The sequence below is a fragment of the Paraferrimonas sp. SM1919 genome (genome assembly GCF_010993985.1).
Lineage (GTDB): Bacteria > Pseudomonadota > Gammaproteobacteria > Enterobacterales > Shewanellaceae > SM1919.
Genome location: NZ_WINH01000007.1, coordinates 49,225 through 71,412 on the forward strand (window position 1 = coordinate 49,225; position 22,188 = coordinate 71,412).

The window sequence follows — 22,188 nt, forward strand, 5'->3', positions numbered from 1 at the left end:
CAACCAACTGGTAGCCCCTTTTGTTTTTCTAATCAAATATTAGAACTGATAAGCAAAACTGATGCCCGCTTGGCGGCCAATGCGTGGTTCAATTACGTTTTGGCGTTTACCATTCCAAATGTACTTACCGTAACCTGCAGTTGGAATATCTTCGTTAAGTAGGTTATCAACGAAGAAGCTGATGCGATAACCGTTACGTTCTATACCACCGGTAAACTTTGACGACCATACACCAGGAAGTTCGGTGCTGTTGGTGTTGTCTAAGAACTGGCTTGAACGGTAACCAAAAATTAGTTTAGCGAAGCTAGTGGTTTCACCCCAAACTTGGTTATAATCCAGTGAGGAATTGGTTGTCCATTTAGATGTACGTGGCATGGTAGTGCCAGAAATGTCACCATTAGTAATACTGTTATAACCTACGATTGGTGCGCCAGGTGCAGGGTATGCATAGATAGGCGTATCAATAGTCTCCATATTAAAGTTTTCAGTATCTTGGTAGCCGTATTCTGACTGAACCACCCCTTCTTTCACTTTAGCATCATTATATGCAACAGCTAAGTTCCAACCAAAGTAGTCGTTAATTTGTACTCGAGAATCAAATTCAATACCCTTAACTTCGGTTTTACCTAGGTTGGCAACAATATTGCTTAGTTGCGCATTATCATTCGATGCAAAAGTACGAATTTGTTGTTTATCCCAATCGATAAAGTAGGCGGCTAGGTTAAATTTAACCATGCCATCCATAACGAAGCTTTTTAAACCAAGCTCATAGGTCCAGTTTTCCTCTGGCTCAAACTTAGCTTCAGCTCCCATTGCTCCACCGTTAAAACCACCTGATTTCACCCCTTTACCTACGTTGGCATAAAGCAGTGATGATTCATTTAAGTCGTAATCAACGGTTACGCGAGGAGTGAAGTAGCTCCAATCGCCAGATTGGTAACCAGTTTCAGAGCCTGGGCCTTGTAGACCAACTGTGTTATCTGTCGTTTTTTCTTCTTTAGTGTAGCGACCTTCAGCGGTGATGTTAAAATCATCTAGGAAGTCATAATCTAATGAAAAGAAAGCAGACTGAGTTTTAGTCGTGTAGTTATTGAACTTACGAACTGGAAGGCTACCATCAGCACCTTGCATTTCACCTAAGAAACTTGCTAATGCTGCTTGATCTTCAGCCGTTAATGGGCCATTTTGAGTCATGGTAGTGACTGGGACAAAAGCATAGTGTAACCAGTCATCTAGGTTTAGTTTGCTGTAGAAACCACCAACTACCCAGCCGACATCACCAATATCACCACTTAAACGGACTTCATGGCTAAATTCTTTACGATCTTTGTTTGGTTGGCCACCAATATCATAACCATGAGCGAAAGTACCAATTAACGAAGGCCCAATAGCCATCCCGCTAAGTGTTGGTGCACCAGGGAATGGAGCTTGAGCTAGGTATACCATCTGAGGTGGGAATGCACTAAAGTCAGAATTAACTACATCTAAAATATTTACCGGGCTATAAATATTAGCTAATGCTGTAGGCATCATTAACATGCCATCTTGTGGAGCTATTTGACCAACGTTAATTCTATATTTGCTCTTATTAAAACCTGCTAAATAGGTGAAGTTTACATCTTCACCAGTATAATCAAACTTGAAAGTGGTACGGTTAACTTCTTGGTCGGTACCTGTTGCAGCCGTTGGTACACCAGTGAAGTTGGAGTTCCAGAGGTCATGGTTAAGTTCACCTTTATAAAGATGGTAATAAGTTCCTACAAAGGTATCTTTCATGCCTGCATTCGCATCAATATAGGCAGTGGCTCGTGGTGTTTCATGACTGCTAGTATAAGCATGACCAAGTACGATATTTATATCATCGGTTGGGTCAAAGCTTAATTTGGCATTAACGGTATCGGTTTTCTTACGGCCAAGGAGGCGATCATCAATTTTATCACCGGTAATATGGTTAATGTTTTCAATGGTTGAGCCGCTATCATGGCGGGCAGCGTCTAAACGGAAACCCAGTTTATCGCTAATAGGTGCAGATAAGTTAAGGTCAACTTTGCTCATCTTATCTGTGCCTAGGGTAACGTTAAAGCCACCCGTTAGCTCATCTGCAGTACCCTTAGTAATATAGTTAATCGCACCGGCGAAGGCGTTACGACCATAAATTGCCGATTGTGGACCACGTACCACTTCCACACGCTCTAGGCCTGAGAAAGGAATGAACGCCGCTTCACGGCCTGAGGCATACACGCCATCAATAAATACCGCAACGTTGGTTTCATCGCCGACTAGACCCGGCTGGGCTAGACCACGGATAACGGGACCGTTAGTACCGTCAGAACCGGTAGAATCAAAGGTCACACCTGGAGTTTGAGCAATCACATCTTCAACAGAGTTAATGCTATTTTTAATAATGTCATCACCTGAGAACGCACTAACGGCAACCGGAATTTTGTTGATCAATTCTTCTTTGTTACGGGAAGTAACAATGATGCGCTCAATGGCAGCATCTTCTTGAGCTTGTGCATCCTCTGCTTCGGCAGCAATTGCCGACCAGCTACAACCTAGAGCAGCTGTAATTGCTGCGGTAATAACAGGATAACGTACCTTGTAGTGTTTCATAGCATTAACCTCAGGTGTGGAGTATTTATAATTTATCTACCATCAAACAGCTGTGGCTTAGTTTTATGTTTTCATACTTGAATGTATAAATGTTATTACATTATGTCAATTGTATTTTTGGTTAATTTTAAGTCAGTCCTTATTGTTAACTTAAATATATTTTTTCATCAAATCCAATAGTTTAGATAGTTCTACTGTATTATTGATTTCTGTCAAATTCTCCTTAGGTAGCAATTGGCATTGGCTTTCACCTGTGTCATAAATGTGCGTTAACGTTCGTTTTTGAGCGGCAATGGCGCTGCCTAATAACGCTAATGGATATAGGGCGATCTTGTAATTTAACCGCTCAAGCTGGTTAGCATCATTCACTGGAGAATTGACCGCCTCGACTAAGTTGTGCACTAACGGCGCTTTATTTGAAAACAGTTTGGCAATGGTTTGTATCTGCGCCAGGGATTTTGGCGCTTCTATGAATAACATATCCGCTCCTGCTTCTAAATAAGCCTGACCTCTAGCGATTGCATCTTCAAAACCATTCACCCCTAAGGCATCAGTTCTGGCAATAATTAAGGTGTCACTCGCTTGTCTGGCATCTAAGGCGCTGTGAATTTTACCGACCATTTCTTCGCTACTTATTACCTGTTTACCCGCGAGATGACCACAGCGTTTAGGCATAAGCTGATCTTCTAATTGCAGCGCAGAGGCACCTGCGCGTTCTAGCACTTTCACTGTACGGGCGGTATTGATGGCGTTACCAAAACCGGTATCAATATCAACAATCAAAGGCAATTCGACCCGTTCACGCATTTGACTGACACAGGTAGCGACTTCCGACATAGAGACTAAACCCAAGTCAGGAGAACCAAATCGAGCTAGAGAAATACCAGCGCCAGAAACAAAGCCGGCTTCAAATCCAGTCTGTTGGGCCAGCAGTGCCGTCATACCGTCATAGACCCCTGGGGCTTTTATTACCCCAGGTTGAAGCAGCTTCTGCTTAAGTGAAATCATGCTTTAGAAGGGATTTCGATATGCTCAGACAGCAATGAGCCAAAGCCGTGAATACGATCATTAATGCCATTGCTGCGTAGGGCGTGCCAGAAAGTCAGGGCATTAATCGCCAGTACCGGCTTGCCTAATTCTTGTTCTAGCTTGGCCGCCAGTTCAACAAAGTAGAGGTTGCTGCCAGCTTGTAAAATTAAATCTACTTCTTCAGAGTCTACCTGTGCAACCAAAGCGCGAGTTTTAGCAAAGCTTTCATGGGCAATTTCTACTGGCCCTGGCGAGTTATGACCTTTAATTGTCACTACTTCATAACCGATATCCGCTAAGAACTTAACTACCATATTATCGCCGACAGGCATGTATGGGGTGACCACACCAATTTTACGTACAGTTGGATAGCAGCTTAGGGCATCTAAAATCGCCTGAGCACCGAATGTTACATTACAGTTGCCTACTTCATTGGCAATATCGTTATAACGTTTAAACTCTCGATCAGAACGCTCTTTACCATCCCAGAATGTTTCGGCGGAATACCCAAAAATGACATGGTCAGGTTTACAGGTTAGGGCGTCACGCAAACCTTGCTCTGTTGCTGCACCAATGGCTTCAACCATGGCAACAAATTCTGCTTCATTGGTGACTTTAAATGGCGGGATCACACACCCTCGAGTGGCTAACACGACACCCTCTGGGCGCATCATGTTGTATTCAACCTCTACTGCGGTGTTGGTGCTTGGCACCAGCAACGCAAACTTTTTTCTATACCCATAATAATCAACCGCCATCTTTGAGCTCCTAGAATGCATTAAAATGTCATATAGCTATAACATTAAATCTAAAGTTGCGTTAGAGTAAAGCTGAAATTTAATTTTTACTAAAAAAGATCGTTTAAGATCTGCAAGTTATTGGGGGGAATACATGGCAAATAAGGTTGCTATTGTGACTGGTGCCAGTAAAGGCATTGGTCAAGCCATCGCTATTGGTTTGGCAGAGAAAGGGATGCACTTAGTGCTAATAGGCCGTGATTTACAGGGGCTCGAACAAACCGCCAGCCAATGCAAAAGCGCTGAAACCCTTGCCCTAGATATTACCGATGAAATGGCCGTCATCCATAATTTAGAGCTGCTAATTAGCCGCCTAGGCAGAGTTGATGTTCTCATTAATAATGCTGGGGTGGCCGAAGATCAGTGGGTGCCTATTCAGGATCTTGATATGGCTGTACTCAAGCACACTTTTGAAATTAACTTTTTTGCTCAAGTGAATCTGACCCAACAAGTGTTACCCATTATGAAAAGTCATAAATATGGCCGAATTGTTAATATATCCAGTGAGTTAGCTTCATTAAACGAAATGCAAATGGGCAATACTTTGGCTTATCGTGCTTCCAAAAATGCCTTAAACTCCTTAACTAAAGTGCTCTCATTAGAATTGAATGATTACTCAAATATTAAGGTCAATAGCGCTGCACCGGGCTGGGTAAAAACAGCCTTAGGAGGGGAAGGTGCGCCGTTAACACCAGAGCAGGGCGCGGACACGGCCATTTGGTTGGCAACATTAGCTAAAGACGGTCCAACAGGCGGCTTTTACCGAGAGCGTGAAGTCTATCCTTGGTAGAGAAAAAATAATGAGCTTGTTATTATGGTTGAATAAACACTAGGGTAAAGGGCAAGATTTTGAGAGAGCAAATTTTAGATAAAATGGGCATAACCCGTTGGAGCTTAAAAAGTCAGGCAGACAGACTCGCTGAAACAATCACGTCTGAACCGGCCATTAAGCTGGTCGTCATTAGCGAGCTTTCTCGAGATCAATTGATCGATGTAGCGCTTTTTAAAAACATCATTAAAGCTGCCAAACTCCTCCCCAACCAATGGCAAGTGACCCAGCAAACCCAGACGATAGCGACTAAATTTCCAAATAAGCAATTGGTTTGGGCAATTGATGCCGATTACCAAGGTGCGGTTGTGACTGCTGATCTCAGTGCCCTTAACCACTTACCAGAGCAAAAGCGTTTGCTTTGGGATAAGTTAAAAGCAATCAGTTAATGGTATTATCGATAAAACGTCTGAATGCTGAGCATATTGCCCTGTTGTATGGAATCGAAACGCGTGCTCACAAAATCCCTTGGTCACAGTCATTATTAGAGTCGAGCCTAAATGATAAATTTGGCCATACTTTAGGCCTCTATCTAGATAATCAATTAATAGGATTCTGTGTGAATCAAATTCTTTTTGAAGAAGCCAATCTACTCAATATCTGTATCGATCCAGCCTACCAAGGAAATGGATTTGGAGTGTCATTTATGGCCCAGCTTAAGCAGTATTATTTAGCTAATAAAGTAGAAAAAGTCTTCCTTGAAGTACGGGCAAGCAACCATAGGGCGATAAAGCTTTATCAAAAAATGGGGTTCGAAGCTATGGGGCTTCGTAAGAATTACTATAAAACCCTAGGGCAAACCAAGGAAGATGCACAAATAATGATGTGGGAGTTAAACCATGACTAAGCTGGCGGTGTTTGCTGATGTACAAAATATTTATTACACCTGTAAAGAGAGCCTAGGCGGGTCGTTTAATTACCGCAAATGTTGGCAGCAACTCACTCAGTATGGTGATATTACTCATGCTTATGCCTACGCCATCGATAAGGGTGATGACGGTCAAATTAAATTCCAAGATGCCCTCAGACATATAGGGTTTGAAGTAAAATTAAAACCTTTTATAAGTCGCGCCGATGGCAGTGCTAAGGGGGATTGGGATGTAGGCATAACCATTGATATGCTCGATTTGGCAACCAAGGTCGACGAAGTGGTGCTGCTATCTGGGGATGGAGATTTTGCTATATTACTGGATAAGTTGCGCAGCCTCGGTGTTAAAACTCGCGTGATTTCAGCACCGAATCTCACCGCCACAAGCTTGATTAAAGCCTGCGACCATTACCAAGAAATCAGTGCTGATCTACTCCTTTAACGCTTTTTAGGTCGGAAGCTGGCGCCAGATTTTGGCTTGAAGCTTGGCCCATCACTGCGTTTATTGTCTGTGTTAGACTTATGGTTAGCGTGATACTTAGCTAAAGGCGATTTGGAATCTACTTTTGGCTTTTGCGGTTTCGCCTTGGGCTGCTGCGGGGCATTAGCTTGATCCACTTTAACGGAGGTTTTGCTGGAGCCTGCTACTGCTTGGTTAATCTCATTCATTTCTTCGGTGCTTAGGTTGCGCCATTGACCGGGCTGCAACTTGCCGAGAGTGACATTCATAATGCGAGTTCGCTTTAGCTTAGTCACGTTATAACCTAAGAACTCACACATCCGACGAATTTGACGGTTTAAACCCTGAGTCAAAATGATTTTAAATACATGGTCGCTGACTTTGGTTACCTTACAGCGTTTGGTTACCGTGCCTAGGATTGGCACCCCCGAACTCATGCGTTTAACAAAACTGTCGGTAATGGCTTTATCAACGGTGACGACATATTCTTTGTCATGGGCGTTTTCAGCACGCAAAATCTTATTTACGATATCACCATCGGTAGTTAAAAAGATTAACCCTTCAGAAGGCTTATCTAATCGTCCGATAGGAAAAATTCTTTGGCGATGACCAATCGCATCAATAATATTACCTTTAATATGACGCTCTGTGGTGCAGGTGATACCGATAGGCTTGTTGTAGGCAATATAGACACGATCCGATTTATTGCTAGCACTGGCTTTAATCAATTTACCAGAAACAAGTACTTTATCCCCAGGTTTGACGCGGGTGCCCATTTCCGCCACACGGCCATTAAGTGTGACCTTTTGTTGTTCAATAAAGCGGTCTGCTTCGCGGCGTGAACAAAAGCCAGAGTCAGAAATAAATTTATTTAAGCGAATATCGGTCACTGAAGTGCCTTTTTACAGTATGAAATGAAAACGCTTCTATTATAGCGTTTTCTTTAGCTTAGTTAACAGACTATCTAAGGTATTAGCGAAACACATTCGATCGCTGTGACTTAGGCTGCTTGGGCCACCGGTTTGTACACCACTTGCGCGCATGGTATCCATAAAATCACGCATATTAAGTTTCTGCTTAATATTATGTTCAGTATAGCGCTCCCCTCTAGGGTTGATCGCGTGAGCACCTTTGGCTAAAACCTCGCTAGCCAGCGGTATATCGGCGGTGATGACGATATCATTGGGGTTCACACGTTTGACGATCTCATCATCAGCGACATCAAACCCTTTATTGACTTGCATGGCCTTGATGAAACGCGATGGAGGCGTGCGTAGGGCGTGATTAGCCACGAGTGTGGTTTGGGTTTGAGTACGGTCTGCGGCTTTGTAAATAATTTCTTTTATGACGACTGGACATGCGTCGGCATCCACCCAAATCGCCGCCATTATTTTTTACCCATCATAGCTTTAAGGTCTGCAAAAGGGTTGTGAGTCGCTGCTTCAGTCTTTAAGTCAGCCCCAGCCTCTACATGGCTACCAAAGCGTGCTGCATCGGTATATTTTTCATGCTCGTTATCGTGGCAGTATAAACACAGCAGCTCCCAGTTAGAGCCATCATTCGGATTATTTGTATGATCATGGTCAATGTGATGAACGGTTAATTCTTTAAGATTAGAGTATTGAAACTCACGAGCGCAGCGTCCACAAACCCATGGGAACAGTTTTAATGCTTTATCACGGTAGCCTTGTTCAAGTTGAGCATAGTTATTAGGGATGACAGCCATTGTTGAATTCACTTTATAATCTGTAAAAATTTTAGCTACTATAAGTATTCAGTTTGAGTTGAGCAAATATTTACAGGGGAAATTATGAATATCTATGGCGATTTGAGGTTTAGTGACAGTTACAGTATCAAATTATTACTACGATTATTAAAAATCCCCCATACTTGGCACCATCAAGATCAATTGCAAGACGTCGAAGATGAGCAGCCTCAAATATGCCCCAGAGTGGAATTAGATGATGGTAAAGTCTTATATGAAGCAAATGCCATTTTAACTTTCTTAGTTTCTGGGACTCAATTTTTTCCAGTAGAACGTTGGCCAATGCTGAAAACGCTTCAGTGGCAGTACTTTGAGCAAGGGCAGGTACGTCCAACACTGGCTGCTGCTAAAGAGTTAAAAACCATTGAGGGTATCAATCCGTCAAACCAGAATGCCTTTGATGCGATGCTCGCCAAAGGCCATAGTGCCTTGGTTGAAGTAAGCGATGCGTTAGCGCAACATGATTACATAACAAGCAATAAACTGACCATCGCAGACTTTATTCTATATGCCGATATCGCAGGTGTTGATACCCTAGGTATCGATATGACTGAGTTTCCCAATGTAACAGCTTGGCTTAAGAGGATAGAAGTGTTGCCAAATTTTATTTCTCAAAGTGATGCAATCCAGAAATTTATTTAGCTCTTAAATAGTGTTCAATAGTGAACTATTTGATTATAATGACGCCGAATAGTGAATTATAACGAAATGGCCGGAGCCAAAATGACTATTGAACGCACTTTTTCTATTGTAAAGCCTGACGCCGTAATCCGTAATCTAGTCGGTAGTATCTACCAGCGCATTGAAGCCGCTGGCTTAAAAATTATTGCCGCGAAAATGGTGCACTTAACCAAAGCGCAAGCAGAAGGGTTCTATGCTGAGCATGAAGGCCGTCCTTTTTACCCTACTCTTGTTGAATTTATGTCTAGTGCGCCAATTATGGTTCAAGTGCTAGAAGGTGAAAACGCTATTGCAAAGTACCGTGAAGTAATGGGTACGACTGACCCTGAAACTGCTGCAGAGGGGACGATTCGTAAAGACTTTGCTCGCTCGATGCAGCAAAATTCGGTACATGGGTCTGATTCGGTTGAATCTGCGGAACGAGAAATTGCTTACTTCTTTACTGACAATGAGATCTGTCCAAGATAAGCAATTGCTATAAATTATACTAAAAAGGGAGCTTAGCTCCCTTTTTTTTATTAAAAGCTGGCAGTTATAGTGCTTGCCACCTAAAATCCACACTTTAGTCTAAATTTGAGAATTTCATGCATCATTACGCTATTTTGGCTAACCCGGGCCATAACCGAATCTACTTTGATACCGCCCTAAAAATTGCTGTGTTAGAGCTTGAAGCTATGTTTGCTGGTTTAAATGTGCAGGTGCAAGATATTGGCGAACGTGAATTAGGTTTACCTGCCGCGATAGCTTTTAGTACCCAAGATCCTCTGAGTTCTGATGAATTAAGGCAAATTTCTGCTTCATCGATTTATTACGCTATTTTTGAAGTTATGCCACAAGGGTTGCTCAAGCCATTACAGCCTGAACCTTACGGTACTTTCCCTGAAAGTATGAACCAAATTTTACGCTATACCGGTAAAACCAATGAGCAATTTACCCGGTTAATGGTGAATCTTGGCTTAAGTGCTTGTGATACTGATAGCAAGGTTAAAACCTTGATGGATCCTATGTGTGGTAAAGGTACCACATTATATGAAGGCCTTATTCGTGGCTTAGACGTGGTTGGGGTAGAGATCAACGATAAATGGGTACAAGAAATTCAAACTTTTATTGTTAAGTACCTTAAAAATGGTCGTTACAAGCATGAAACTAAAAAAGAAAAGCGCACCGGCGAAAAAGGCAAAAAATTGGCGAACTGCTTTATAGTTGATACTGCCATTTCCAAAGAAGCATTTAAAGCAGCGCCACAAAACCTCAAACTGATGGCTGCAGACACTCGCATATGCGATAAAGTCGTTAAGAAAAATTCCATCGATTTAATGGTGTCTGATTTACCTTATGGTGTGCAGCATGGGTCTAAACAAGCGACCGATGTGAAAATGGCACGCAGCCCATTAGAGTTATTAGAAGAGGCTTTACCGGCTTGGAAAAACTGTCTCAAGCGTGGCGGTGCAGTTGTGCTGTCTTACAATGAATTCACGTTAAAGTGGAAAGAAGCGGCGCAGGCTTTTGAAGCGGCAGGTTTCTTAGTAAAAGCGGATACGCCTTATGTGGGCTTTGTGCACCGCGTAGATCAGTCCATTAACCGCAATATTATTGTGGCGGTGAAGGGGTAGAATCCTAGCCAAAATCAAAAGTTAATAGACGAAAGCTTGAAGTAAAAAGGGTTCCAACTGGAACCCTTTTGGGTATTTATAGAAGCTTACTTCTTCTTCTTTTTTGCTGTAGCTTTCTTACGAGCCTTAGCATTCGCTTTGATCTTAACTTTGTTTTTCTTTTTCGCTGGTGGGCGTGCTTCTTTAAATTGAGGACGCAACTCAGGAATAATACGACGGGCTAAACGCTCTTTCATATAACGTTCAATCTTACCCACTACGGCCGCGTCATGGGCTTCAAGCAGGTTAATCGCCGTTCCCTTAGCGCCAGCACGACCAGTACGGCCAATACGGTGCACATAGGTGTCTGCGGTGCGCGGCATATCAAAGTTAATTACATGGCTGACGGCTTCAACATCAATCCCGCGAGCGGCAACATCTGTGGCAATCAGTACATTGACGTCTGATTTTGACAAGCGTGAAATTGCTTGGAAGCGTGCCTTTTGCTCCATATCTCCACGAAGGAAAGCAGCTTTAATGCCTGCCGATTGTAATAGTCCTTCAAGCTGAGCGACGCGTTCACGGGTTTTTACAAACACGATGGCACGGGTTACATCTTCTTGATTAAGAATGTGAATCAATAAATTAACTTTATGATTAAAGTCATCGGCAATGTGAATCCACTGGTGGATCTTCGCCTTTTCTTTACGGCTTGACTCTGCGTTTAACTCAACAGGATCGGTCAGCAGTTCGCGAGCAAAAGCGTTGACCCCAGCCCCTTCTAAGGTGGCAGAGAACAGCATAGATTGCTGACGGTTAAAACAACCTTGGGCAAGTTCACTGACGACTTGTCTAAAGCCCATATCTAGCATGCGATCCGCTTCATCAATCACTAAAATTTCAATGGCATCGAGTGCGATTTCGTCTTTGTGAATATATTCTTGTAGACGGCCAGGGGTCGCGACAAGAATATCCAGTTTGCCACTAAGCATTTCTTTTTGTTTGATGTAGTCTTGGCCACCGGTGATTACCCCAGCTTTTAGGTCTGAACCATAAGCAAGATGACTGGCATATTGGTGTACCTGTACCGCCAACTCTCGAGTCGGCGCTAAGATTAAAACTCTTGGAGGACCAGCGAACTTGCGAGGGTAATCGAGCAAGTGTTGAATTGCAGGAAGTAGAAATGCGGCCGTTTTACCCGTCCCGGTTGGGGCATTTGCAAGAATATCGCGCTGATCCATAGCAACAGGCAATACCTGCTGTTGAATGTTGGTCGGGGTAGTATGACCCATACGGGCCAGAGATTCCATCAGCAGGGCATCAAGCTGAAGTTCATCAAATTGCATAATTTTATAATCCGAAGGCTAAAACTTTAAATAAAAGTCTTTCGTTAACGAGATAAATTCATCACTGTAACCGCCATCGGCTTGATGGATTGATAAGCTTTGTTTGATGAGTTTTTCTCTGTGCTTGCCAAATTGTAACAGATATCGGCTCACTGGGTTGTTTAGCTTAGTAAAAATCTGCAATTGTTTGTTCAAAATCCAACCTTGATCGCAGCATTGTTGTACTAATTTGTCGTAACTGACAGCGGGAATGATCAAACTGAAGTTACAATGGTCATCTGCAAGTCGCCAAGCTGCTTGTGCTAGTTGCGCAAAACTTAAAGAATCAGTATGACGAGCGAGAGAGCGTCTGGCATCTTCAGCTTTTAAATTATTATCAAAATAAGGTGGGTTACAGATGATGGATTGAAATTTTGTTTCGCTAACAAATTCATTCACATCTTCTTTAACACAACGGATTCGGTCGTAGAAAGGACTATTGGCAGCATTGGTCGAAGCGGCCATAACCGCTTGGCTATCAATATCAATTCCGGTAATTTTTATATCCCCAAACCTTTGGGCCAAAATTAAGCTTAACACCCCCGAACCGGTTCCAATATCAAGGGTGTGGCCATTCGCATTTGCCCAGCAGCCAAATAAGACGGCATCGGTAGATACTTTCATAGCGCACAGACTGTCATCAATAAAAAATTGCTTAAATTGGAAGGGCATATTTCTCCTAGTGAAATGTGTGATTTTATTTAATAAAACGCTATTGTAGCGCAGATTACATAAGTCTTAGTAAATCGTTTCTGAGTTGTAGATTTTATGATCGTATAAGCAATAGTTATTATAGATTGCTTGATTGTTCACGAAAGAATCGACACAATCGAATGAATGATAGTGCCTCACCTAGATGTGGTGGCCAAGATAAATTCAATTTAGTCGATATCTTTGGATATGATTTGGGGTAAATAGTGCAACAAGGTAAATTAACAATAACTGACACATTAGGCCTAGGGTTTATGACCTTTGCCTTTTTTCTCGGGGCGGGCAACTTAATCTTCCCACCTATGGCGGGCCTATTAAGTGGTCAGGACATGTTACTCACCATGCTTGGCTTTTTGTTAACCGCCGTGGGGTTACCTCTCATCGCCTTAATTGCGGTAGCAAAATCTGGTGGCAAGATATTTTCAATGTTGCCTGTGGCAATGGCAACCGGCTTAGCGAGTGCGATTTATATCATTATTGGTCCTGCTTTCGCAGCACCAAGAACGGGCTTAGTGGCATACGAAATTGGTGCCGTGCCATTTATCTCTGATCCAAATGAAACTACCCAGCTACTCTTCACTCTGCTGTTTTTCGCCGTAAGCTTACTTCTCGCATTAAAACCAGGAAAGCTTTTAGATACCGTTGGTAAGATGCTTACCCCAATCTTGATTATTTTGTTGACGGTATTAGCGGCATCAGTGGTATTTTTTGATGGTGCTGCAGCACCAGTGGCAGCTGAAGGCTATAAAGATGCCCCATTTGTGAAGGGCTTTCTTGATGGTTATAACACCATGGATACTCTGGCTTCTTTACTTTTTGGTATGTTGATTATTGATATTCTAAAAACTAAAGGGATCACAGAAGCCGATGCCCAAGCTAAATATCTTGTTTGGGCTGGCATCATTGCAGCAATCGGCTTAGCTTATGTATATATTTCGCTATTTGTTTTAGGTTCTCATGCTGCTGGTTTAGCTCCAGATGCAACCAATGGTGGTGAGATCCTTAGCATATACGTTTTCAACGTATTCGGTGATGCAGGCCAAATTATTTTAGCTGCGGTGGTAAGCCTAGCTTGTTTAACTACCGCGGTAGGGTTAATTAGTGCTTGTTCTGACTTCTTTGGTGGTTTATTTCCAAAAATTGGCTATCAAAAGTTCACCGTTTTATTCTCTGCTATTTGTGCGTTAGTAGCTAACGTTGGTCTGGAGCAATTAATTGCGATTAGTGTGCCAGTGCTTTACACCGTTTACCCTGTAGCGATTGCTCTTGTGGTTGTGACGTTTTTCAATAACTATTTTGGCGATCCAAAATCTTCCCATCGTGTGATCATTTCAACCGCTCTATTTTATGGTGCGTTAGATGGCCTAGCTGCAGCAGGTGTCGATACCAGCTTTATGAAAAATATGATGGACAGTTCACTAGGTTGGGTAGTACCAGTAAGTTTAGTGTTAGTTATTATGTATCTTTTAAACAAGAAGAAAGAATACTAATCCACACTTTTCATGGAAGATAATAAAATTGTCGATGCCTTTATTGAGCACTTATGGCTCAATAAAGGACTCAGTGATAATACGCTTAATAGCTATCGTCACGATATGAACCATGTGGTTGGCTTTTGCCAGCAACATGGTTTTTGTGTATCTGAGCTTACCACCGAGCAGCTTAGGCAATACTTTGACTGGCGCTTTGAACAGGGGTTTGCAAAATCGAGCAATATTCGCAGTCGTTCTTCATTAAAGGGCTTTTTTAAATATTTAGTTGCCCTTGGTCGTCGTGGCGAAAACCCTATGCAAAACATTGAGTCAGCCAAAGCCAGCCGTCATTTACCTAAAAGTTTATCAGAAGCTCAAGTCGAGGCCTTGATTGAGGCCCCTGATATCAACGACCCTATCGAGCATAGGGACCATGCTATGCTAGAGTTGCTTTATGCGACGGGCCTACGAGTAACCGAATTGGTTGAGCTGGAATTGTCGCAACTGAGTTTAAGACAGGGCGTTGTGCAGGTAATTGGCAAGGGGGATAAGCAACGTCTTGTACCGCTAGGAGAGCAGGCAATTGCGGCCATTGAAAGCTACCTATGCCAATCTAGAGGTTTGCTACTCGGCTTAAAAAGCAGTGACGTGCTGTTTCCTTCTAAGCGCGCCAAAGCGATGACGAGACAAACATTTTGGCATCGGATTAAAATTTATGCTCAACGGGCGGGTATTAATCAAGATGAGATCTCACCTCATACCTTAAGGCATGCGTTTGCTACTCATTTATTAAATCATGGTGCGGATTTACGTGTTGTGCAAATGTTATTAGGCCACAGCGATCTTTCAACGACTCAAATTTATACCCATGTAGCGCAGGCTCGATTGAGTCAATTGCATCAACAACACCATCCAAGGGGTTGATTGCCTCGCCTCAAGTGAGTAATCTTGTTGGCAGTTGAAAAAAGGATTACTAATGAAATTATTTAAGCAGTTTAGTACCAGCATGGCATTGTTTGGTGCTTTGATTATGACATCAGCTTGCGCTGATGAATCCCAAAACACTTCTAAAGAAAAAGAGGTAGACGTTGCTCAAACTAGCGTAACCACTTTATCGCAAGCCGAGGTCACTGAAGCTCAAGAAGCCTTAATCGGTTTAGGGATATTTGCTAAAGTGAGTGATTTTTCTGTTTCTCCGGTACCGGGCTATTATCAAGTTCAATTTAATTCGAAAGCCTTCTTTATCAGTCAAGATGGTAAATACTTAATTGGCGGCCTGTTACTCGAAACGGCGACAGAAGTGAATCTGGTTGAGCAAGCCAACGCCCAGCTGCAAGCTCAAAAGGCCAAAACATTAGCGCCTAAATTAAAATCAGCAGAAGCTGAGATGATCACTTATAAAGCGAAAAATGAAAAGTATGTGGTTACCGTATTTACTGATGTAACCTGTGGTTATTGTCGTAAATTACATGGGCAAATGGATGACTACAATGATCTAGGCATCACTGTTCGTTACCTTGCTTTCCCACGTGGCGGCGCAGGGTCTAAAAGTCATAAGCAACTTCAAGACGTATGGTGTGCAGCAGATAGAAATACTGCTATGGATGAAGCTAAAGAAACCACAAGAACTAAAACTGCCACCTGTGATAACCCTGTAATGGAACATTACATGTTAGGGCAAGAGTTTGGGGTGACTGGCACCCCAGCGATTATTATGCCATCGGGGCAGTTGGTACCAGGATACCTAGAACCAGAACGTCTCTTGCAATCATTAAAACAATCTTGATAAATAAGAAATAAAGGGGCTAAGAAGCCCCTTTTTTGAGAAAATCATGCATAAAATTGAGCGCCGTCCAAAAGTAGACGACAGCCATCTAAACCATCCTCACCCTCTAATTAAACAGTTATATGCTCGCCGAGGAGTGTTGGCTGAGCAGGAACAGTTGCACCCTAGCAAGTTGCTCAGGCCCGATAATATGAAAGGGATCCAGCTGGCAGCCAAATTAGTCGCTGAAGCTATTGTTAGTGGTAAAAAAATAGTCATTATAGGTGACTTCGATGCCGATGGCGCCACCTCTACAGCGGTTTGTTTACTTGCATTACGGGCTCTGGGGTGCAGTAATGTCGATTACCTGATCCCTAATCGTTTTGATTATGGTTACGGTTTAAGCCCAGAGCTAGTTCCCTTAGCCAAACAACAAGGGGCCGATTTATTACTTACCGTCGATAATGGCATTTCAAGTATCGAAGGTGTCGAAGCGGCGAAACAGGCAGGCTTGCAGGTAGTGATAACGGATCATCATTTACCTGGAGAAAATTTACCCCGTGCCGATGCTATTGTTAATCCTAATCAACATGGTTGCATGTTTGCATCAAAGTCAATTGCAGGTTGTGGGGTTGCCTTTTATTTAATGTTGGCAATTCGCTCCGAGCTCAGGCAGCAGGGGGCATTTGCCCATCGACCTGAGCCAAATTTAAGTGAGTTACTCGATATTGTGGCTTTGGGCACAGTGGCGGATGTGGTGGCTTTGGATGCGAATAATCGAATTTTAGTTCAAGCAGGGTTGCGCAGAGTCCGTCAAGGTAAATGTCGCCCTGGTATTACTTCATTGTTAGAGGTAGCCAAGCGTCAACCATGGAAAACCGTTGCCAGTGATTTTGGTTTTGCTGTAGGTCCTCGCATCAATGCCGCTGGCCGTCTTGATGAAATGTCCCATGGCGTGGAATTATTGATCAGCGATAATCCATTATTAGCTAGACAGCTTGCTGAAGAGCTTGATGGACTTAATGCTGAGCGAAGGGACATTGAGCAGGGTATGCAAGAGCAGGCATTAGTGCAGTTGCAAAAACTCGATCTCGACCCAGAGCAACTCCCTTTTGGTTTTGCCCTTTACCAAAGTGATTGGCATCAAGGTGTTATCGGTATTTTGGCGTCTCGTATTAAAGAGCGCTATCACCGTCCAGTCGTGGTCTTTGCTAATGGTGACCAAGGCCAACTAAAAGGTTCTTGCCGTTCTATTAAAGGCGTTCATATGCGTGACTTATTGGAATTGCTTAATAGTCGCCATCCAGGGTTGATCATTAAATTTGGCGGCCATGCAATGGCAGCGGGTTTGAGCATTGATGCAAGTCGTTTTGATGAGTTTCAGCAAGCCTTTACGCGGGTGCTAGAAGAGACGGTCGACCCATCGCTACTGACGGGCATTATATTAAGTGACGGCAGCTTAACCGGTTCGCAAATTACATTAGAAACCGCTTTTGCCATTCGCGAAGCTGGCCCTTGGGGGCAAGGCTTTGAAGAGCCTGTTTTTGATGGTGTTTTTACGATTGTTCAGCAACGAATCGTGGGTGAAAAGCATCTGAAATTAATACTCGATACGCCTTGTGGACAAAGTTTTGATGCCATTGCTTTTAATATAGATTTAAAAGCATGGCCCAATAATCAAGCGACTCAAGTTGAATTGGCTTATCGTTTAGATGTCAATGAATTCCGTGGTGCTCAATCAGTGCAACTGATGGTAGAACAAATTACGGCCCTTTAATTTTTGATGGCTTCAAAGCTTTGATCATAAATAATTTGATGCGGATGAGCCAAGCAAGCTTGCAAGTAGCCATCAGCCAGCTTGCGGGCTAAACTGAAGCAGTGATGCGCTTGCTGGTAGCTGATATCGAACAGCTGCAATTCTTTGGTGCACTGAATACAGCTGCCATTCTCAAAACAGCGACTCAGCTGGCTGAACTTGTACAAGCTTATACCTGTTCCATCGATTAAGGCTTGTTTCAAATCATCGGATATAGGTAATTGCTCTGTTAATTCGGTTATTTCGATAGCTAACGCTGATGCAACAGTGGGTAGGATCGCTAAAAGCATGGCTTCAGTGATTAATGTAGGCTTATATAACAGACTAATTTGAGCATGAAATACCATTCTCGTTAGGGTCTTGTGCAGTTGTTTTTCTGCAGGGAAGGGTGGTAGAAAAGACAAAGTGTAAAGCCCATATAAGCATTGCCCTCTTAAGTATTTATGCTGTTCTAAGTATTGATGGAATTGAGTATTTATTTGTGCGTAATAATGCTGGTTTATGGCTTCTGTTAGCTTTGGGTTAGCCTTAAAAAGTTCGCTAAGTTCCTGATTGTGGTTGCCAAGAATAAGGTCTCGTATAAATTTTATGACTTTTTCTTTGGCGGCAGGAACCCGATAACATGTCAGTTCTGGCATACCAAACCAAAAGCCTTGAAAGTAGTTAAAGCCAGTATTCAAAGCGAGTTCGAATTGTGCTTGGGTTTCAATCCTTTCCGCTAATAGCTTAATGTTATATTTGCGGCATAAAACCCAAAGTTCCGAAGGAACTTCTTCGATTGGGGTTAAGCTGATATCGATTTTAATGACTTTTATATAAGGTAAAAATCTACACCAATCAGGTTCATAGACAAAATCATCGAGAACGAGTTTGTAACCGCTATGAAAGAGTTTTTTACAGGCTTGGTAAACTTCCTCAGTTGGCTTGGTGCTCTCTATAATTTCAATGAATAAATTATCTTTTGGTAATGAAAAAGCATCGTCATTGAGTAAATTTTCTTCACAAAAATTAACCAAAGCGGGAAGCCCATTAGTGAATCTTTGCAATCCGAAGTGGTATTTCGCGTGATGAATGATTTCTAGAGTGGCAAGTTTTGGATCCACATCTGGAAAGCAGTTGTCATTACTATTACGAAACAGTAACTCGTAAGCGACTAACTGTTGTTGGCGGTTGACAACGGGTTGGCGAGCGCTAAATATTTTCATAGAGTATTAGTTTGTTTAAATGTTAACTCGCATCCATTGCAAAAAAATGATGGCTCATAGAAAAACAGCGGTAAAAAATACCGCTGTTTTTGATTATAGTTCAGATGTTGCCTGTGCGAGCCAAAGTTGCACATTTTTATCCATTATTTGAGGCATGAGTGTTTGTTGAACCTGTAGGTGATAGCTATTTAACCAATTGATTTCATTTTCATTTAATAATGTCTTATCAATTAATCGTTTATCGATAGGGATCAGTGTGAGAGCTTCAAACCCCAGCATAGGGCGCTCAAAGTCATTATCCATTTCTCGAACGGCTATTAAGTTTTCAATTCGAATCCCAAAATCATCGGCCTTGTAGTAACCCGGTTCGTTAGAAACCACCATACCTGGTAGTAACGGCACAGAGTTGGTGTTTTTGGCAATACGCTGTGGGCCTTCATGCACGCTTAACATATGACCGACACCATGGCCTGTACCGTGGTCGTAATCAAAACCTTGGTTCCATAAGTGCTGGCGAGCAAGTACATCTAACTGGGCGCCACAGGTACCACGAGGGAACTTTTGCTGGTCTAAGGCAATATGACCTTTAAGGACCAAGGTCACCATTTTAATGTGTTCGCTGCTTGGCTGGCCAATAGCAATCGTACGGGTCACATCTGTGGTGCCTTCTAGGTATTGGCCACCTGAATCGACAAGGTAAATGCTGTTATCTGGCATGACTGCAGGGGTGGTGTCTTTGTGGTTGTAGTGACACATGGCTGCATTACCGCCTACCGCAGAAATGGTATCAAAACTTAAGTCTTTAAAGCCTGGCTGGACTTCACGGAAGCGTTTTAGCTTATCGGCCAGTACCCCTTCATCGTAAAAGTTGCCCGCAGCAACCTCTTCATCTAACCAAGCTAAAAAATGAGTCACGGCAATGCCGTCTTTTATATGAGCTTGGCGCATGCCAGCAAGCTCAGTTGGGTTCTTCTGAGCTTTAATGAGTGCGGTAGGATCGGTGGCATTAATCAGTTCAATGCCAGCATCAAGGGCAGCTAACTGGCTGGCGGCATGGCTAATATTGGCATCAGCCAACATGGTTTTGCCATTTAATGCTGCAAATTCTTTGTTAAAATCAGCCTCTTCAATAAAGCGGACACCGCTACCAACATGGGCGCTAACATCGTCTTCTAGTAGTGCAGTATTGGTGGCAAATACCATATCGCCATTGGCATATAGCAGCGCACGGCCGATCACCACAGGTAAGCATGGAATATTCAGGCTGCGCAGGTTTAATAGCCATGAAATAGCATCAAGCTCAGTAATTAACAGGGCATCGGCATCATGCTTGTTAATTTCAGCTGCGATTAATTGACGCTTTTCGATAGACGTTGCGCCTGCGCTTTCATTACTGAAAGTAAAGGTTGGCAGTTGGCTTGGCTGTGGTCGGTCTTGCCAGATCGCATCGATTAAATTGTTTGGCAAAGCGGCCAGCTCAATACCTAAAATTTGCAGGCTAGCATTGGTGTTATTCACCCAAGTTAAGCTGTGGCAATTGGCATCAATCGCTACTTTGTCACCTTGCTTAAGTGACTTGGCCAAAAACATTAATTGTTGTTGGTTATCAAGGTCGTAAAACTCGAAAAGATCTGCCGATAGCTGTTGACGAACCTGCACTGTGTAACGGCCATCAACAAAAATCGCGGCGCTATCAAGGGTAATAATAGCCATGCCTGCCGAGCCGGTGAACCCCGTAGCGAAGCGTAAGCGCTCATTATGATGTAATACGTATTCCCCCATGTATTCATCGGCACGGGGAATAAATAGTGCTTGGACATTTTGGGCACGCATTTGCGTGCGTAAGGCTTCAAGTTTTTGTTGTGGGCTCATAGAAATGACAGGCCTTTTTATTGGTTAAACTTTGATAGATGCACAATGTATTGTGCCAAGCGATAGATGTCAAAACCCCAAAAGGGCAATGATAGTTGCCATTATGGCCATATTAACTTCAAAAATTAGGTTAAAACTTCTATTTAACAAGGATTTTGCTCTAGGATTAACCACTGCCATAGGGTAAAATCCTTGCCCTTTGATAGCGTTTCAAAATACGAGAACATGCATGTTTGAAGTAAACCCAGTATTGAACAAAATTAAGGAGTTGTCTGAAAGGGCAGGACTTCTTAGGGGGTACCTTTGACTATGACGGCAAAAAAGAGCGTCTAGAAGAGGTATCACTTGAATTAGAACAACCAGAAATTTGGAATACACCTGAAAAAGCTCAGGCTCTAGGTAAAGAGCGCAGCGCCCTTGAAGCCGTGGTTAAAACCCTAGATGCTTTAGAGAGTGGTGTAGAAGATATTGAAGGTCTGGTTGAATTAGCGGTAGAAGCCGAAGATCAAGACACCTTCGATGAAGCAGTGTCCGAAGCCGATGAATTAGAAAAACGCCTCGCAGAATTGGAATTCCGCCGTATGTTCTCAGGTGCGCAAGACAGTAATGACTGTTATGTGGATATTCAATCGGGATCTGGTGGTACCGAAGCTCAAGACTGGGCAAATATGTTGTTACGTATGTACCTGCGTTGGGGCGAAGCCCACGACTTCAAGGTCGAATTGATCGAAGTAACCGATGGTGATGTGGCTGGCATTAAAGGCGCCACCATTCGTATGGGTGGTGAATACGCCAATGGTTGGTTACGTACTGAAACGGGTGTACACCGTTTAGTGCGCAAGTCACCATTTGATTCATCAGGAAAGCGCCATACTTCTTTTGCTTCAGTGTTTGTTTACCCTGAAATTGATGACTCAATCGAAGTAGACATTAATCCAGCCGATTTACGTATTGACGTTTACCGTGCATCGGGCGCGGGTGGTCAGCACGTAAACAAAACTGAGTCTGCGGTACGTATTACTCACTTACCAACCAACACGGTTGTGCAGTGTCAGAACGATCGTTCGCAGCACAAGAACAAAGATAACGCCATGAAGCAGCTAAAAGCCAAGCTTTATGAGCTAGAAATGCAAAAACAAAATGAAACCAAGCAGGCCGCGGAAGACGCTAAGTCTGACATTGGTTGGGGCAGCCAAATCCGTTCATACGTATTGGATGACTCACGCATTAAAGATTTACGCACCGGCGTAGAAAACCGCAACACCACTGCGGTACTAGACGGTGACTTAGACAAATTTATCGAAGCTAGCCTGAAGTCAGGCCTGTAG

22 protein-coding genes are annotated in these 22,188 nt (G+C 43.0%); 12 read left to right on the forward strand and 10 right to left on the reverse strand.

Features of this window, described 5'->3' with window-relative positions; all coding sequences use genetic code 11:
* Positions 1-39: 39 nt before the first annotated feature.
* The 3 genes from GFB48_RS05815 to GFB48_RS05825 form a co-directional block, all read right to left on the reverse strand.
* A complete protein-coding gene (locus GFB48_RS05815; protein ID WP_163932513.1) occupies positions 40-2,613 on the reverse strand; it encodes a TonB-dependent receptor in 2,574 nt (857 codons plus the stop codon).
* A gap of 150 nt (positions 2,614-2,763) precedes the next feature.
* A complete protein-coding gene (locus tag GFB48_RS05820; protein WP_163932516.1) occupies positions 2,764-3,621 on the reverse strand; it encodes an oxaloacetate decarboxylase in 858 nt (285 codons plus the stop codon).
* Positions 3,618-4,400 (reverse strand): arylmalonate decarboxylase, encoded by a 783-nt coding sequence (locus GFB48_RS05825; RefSeq protein WP_163932519.1) that lies wholly within the window; start codon positions 4,398-4,400, stop codon positions 3,618-3,620. The genes GFB48_RS05820 and GFB48_RS05825 overlap by 4 nt, the downstream gene beginning before the upstream one ends.
* Before the next feature lie 133 nt (positions 4,401-4,533).
* Here GFB48_RS05825 and GFB48_RS05830 point away from each other — a divergent pair, with 133 nt between their 5' ends.
* The 4 genes from GFB48_RS05830 to GFB48_RS05845 are packed head-to-tail and all read left to right on the forward strand — an operon-like array spanning position 4,534 to position 6,578.
* Positions 4,534-5,229, forward strand: coding sequence for an SDR family NAD(P)-dependent oxidoreductase (locus tag GFB48_RS05830; RefSeq protein WP_163932521.1), 696 nt, complete (start codon positions 4,534-4,536; stop codon positions 5,227-5,229).
* Positions 5,230-5,288: 59 nt separating this feature from the next.
* A complete protein-coding gene (locus tag GFB48_RS05835) occupies positions 5,289-5,657 on the forward strand; it encodes a DNA polymerase III subunit psi (protein WP_163932524.1) in 369 nt (122 codons plus the stop codon).
* Positions 5,657-6,115 (forward strand): ribosomal protein S18-alanine N-acetyltransferase, encoded by a 459-nt coding sequence (rimI, locus tag GFB48_RS05840; RefSeq protein ID WP_163932527.1) that lies wholly within the window; start codon positions 5,657-5,659, stop codon positions 6,113-6,115. The genes GFB48_RS05835 and rimI overlap by 1 nt, the downstream gene beginning before the upstream one ends.
* Entirely contained in the window at positions 6,108-6,578 is a 471-nt protein-coding gene (locus GFB48_RS05845) for an NYN domain-containing protein (protein ID WP_163932530.1), read from the forward strand. The genes rimI and GFB48_RS05845 overlap by 8 nt, the downstream gene beginning before the upstream one ends.
* Here the strand turns inward: GFB48_RS05845 and rluF are convergent.
* Genes rluF through GFB48_RS05860 form a run of 3 tightly spaced genes read right to left on the reverse strand, consistent with a single transcriptional unit; the run spans position 6,575 to position 8,322 of the window.
* Positions 6,575-7,486 carry a 23S rRNA pseudouridine(2604) synthase RluF gene (gene rluF / locus GFB48_RS05850; protein WP_163932532.1) on the reverse strand — a complete coding sequence of 304 codons (912 nt, stop codon included), beginning with the start codon at positions 7,484-7,486 and terminating at the stop codon, positions 6,575-6,577. The two genes, GFB48_RS05845 and rluF, sit on opposite strands and share 4 nt — an antisense overlap.
* A 39-nt stretch (positions 7,487-7,525) precedes the next feature.
* A complete protein-coding gene (locus tag GFB48_RS05855) occupies positions 7,526-7,984 on the reverse strand; it encodes a YaiI/YqxD family protein (RefSeq protein WP_163932535.1) in 459 nt (152 codons plus the stop codon).
* Positions 7,984-8,322 carry a YajD family HNH nuclease gene (locus GFB48_RS05860; RefSeq protein ID WP_163932538.1) on the reverse strand — a complete coding sequence of 113 codons (339 nt, stop codon included), beginning with the start codon at positions 8,320-8,322 and terminating at the stop codon, positions 7,984-7,986. The genes GFB48_RS05855 and GFB48_RS05860 overlap by 1 nt, the downstream gene beginning before the upstream one ends.
* 84 nt (positions 8,323-8,406) lie before the next feature.
* On the opposite strand from GFB48_RS05860, the gene GFB48_RS05865 reads away from it, so the two are divergent.
* The 3 genes from GFB48_RS05865 (at position 8,407) to GFB48_RS05875 (ending at position 10,655) form a co-directional block, all read left to right on the forward strand.
* Positions 8,407-9,003, forward strand: coding sequence for a glutathione S-transferase family protein (locus tag GFB48_RS05865; protein WP_163932541.1), 597 nt, complete (start codon positions 8,407-8,409; stop codon positions 9,001-9,003).
* 81 nt (positions 9,004-9,084) lie between these two features.
* Complete coding sequence (gene ndk, locus GFB48_RS05870; RefSeq protein WP_163932544.1) at positions 9,085-9,510, forward strand: nucleoside-diphosphate kinase; 426 nt, start codon at positions 9,085-9,087, stop codon at positions 9,508-9,510.
* 116 nt (positions 9,511-9,626) lie between these two features.
* Entirely contained in the window at positions 9,627-10,655 is a 1,029-nt protein-coding gene (locus GFB48_RS05875) for a TRM11 family methyltransferase (protein WP_163932547.1), read from the forward strand.
* 86 nt (positions 10,656-10,741) lie between these two features.
* Here GFB48_RS05875 and srmB read toward each other — a convergent pair whose 3' ends face one another.
* Positions 10,742-11,980: an ATP-dependent RNA helicase SrmB gene (gene srmB, locus GFB48_RS05880; protein WP_163932550.1), complete on the reverse strand. Its 1,239-nt coding sequence runs from the start codon at positions 11,978-11,980 to the stop codon at positions 10,742-10,744.
* Between the two features lie 18 nt (positions 11,981-11,998).
* On the reverse strand, positions 11,999-12,691 hold the full coding sequence (locus tag GFB48_RS05885) for a tRNA1(Val) (adenine(37)-N6)-methyltransferase (protein WP_163932553.1): 693 nt from the start codon (positions 12,689-12,691) through the stop codon (positions 11,999-12,001).
* 245 nt (positions 12,692-12,936) lie between these two features.
* On the opposite strand from GFB48_RS05885, the gene brnQ reads away from it, so the two are divergent.
* The 4 genes from brnQ to recJ are packed head-to-tail and all read left to right on the forward strand — an operon-like array spanning position 12,937 to position 17,744.
* Positions 12,937-14,220: a branched-chain amino acid transport system II carrier protein gene (brnQ, locus tag GFB48_RS05890; protein WP_163932555.1), complete on the forward strand. Its 1,284-nt coding sequence runs from the start codon at positions 12,937-12,939 to the stop codon at positions 14,218-14,220.
* Between the two features lie 12 nt (positions 14,221-14,232).
* Positions 14,233-15,126, forward strand: coding sequence for a site-specific tyrosine recombinase XerD (gene xerD / locus GFB48_RS05895; protein WP_163932558.1), 894 nt, complete (start codon positions 14,233-14,235; stop codon positions 15,124-15,126).
* Positions 15,127-15,178: 52 nt separating this feature from the next.
* A complete protein-coding gene (gene dsbC, locus GFB48_RS05900; protein WP_163932560.1) occupies positions 15,179-15,988 on the forward strand; it encodes a bifunctional protein-disulfide isomerase/oxidoreductase DsbC in 810 nt (269 codons plus the stop codon).
* A gap of 43 nt (positions 15,989-16,031) precedes the next feature.
* The gene (gene recJ / locus GFB48_RS05905) at positions 16,032-17,744 is read left to right on the forward strand and encodes a single-stranded-DNA-specific exonuclease RecJ (RefSeq protein WP_163932755.1); all 1,713 of its coding nucleotides are present in this window, start codon (positions 16,032-16,034) and stop codon (positions 17,742-17,744) included.
* Here the strand turns inward: recJ and GFB48_RS05910 are convergent.
* Both GFB48_RS05910 and GFB48_RS05915 read right to left on the reverse strand, forming a co-directional pair.
* On the reverse strand, positions 17,741-18,988 hold the full coding sequence (locus tag GFB48_RS05910; RefSeq protein WP_163932563.1) for an EAL and HDOD domain-containing protein: 1,248 nt from the start codon (positions 18,986-18,988) through the stop codon (positions 17,741-17,743). The genes recJ and GFB48_RS05910 overlap by 4 nt on opposite strands.
* 93 nt (positions 18,989-19,081) lie before the next feature.
* The gene (locus tag GFB48_RS05915) at positions 19,082-20,860 is read right to left on the reverse strand and encodes an aminopeptidase P family protein (protein WP_163932566.1); all 1,779 of its coding nucleotides are present in this window, start codon (positions 20,858-20,860) and stop codon (positions 19,082-19,084) included.
* Positions 20,861-21,089: 229 nt separating this feature from the next.
* On the opposite strand from GFB48_RS05915, the gene prfB reads away from it, so the two are divergent.
* A protein-coding gene (gene prfB / locus GFB48_RS05920; RefSeq protein WP_163932569.1) for a peptide chain release factor 2 occupies positions 21,090-22,188 on the forward strand; the annotation gives its coding sequence in 2 pieces (ribosomal slippage) (positions 21,090-21,164 and positions 21,166-22,188; 1,098 coding nt in all).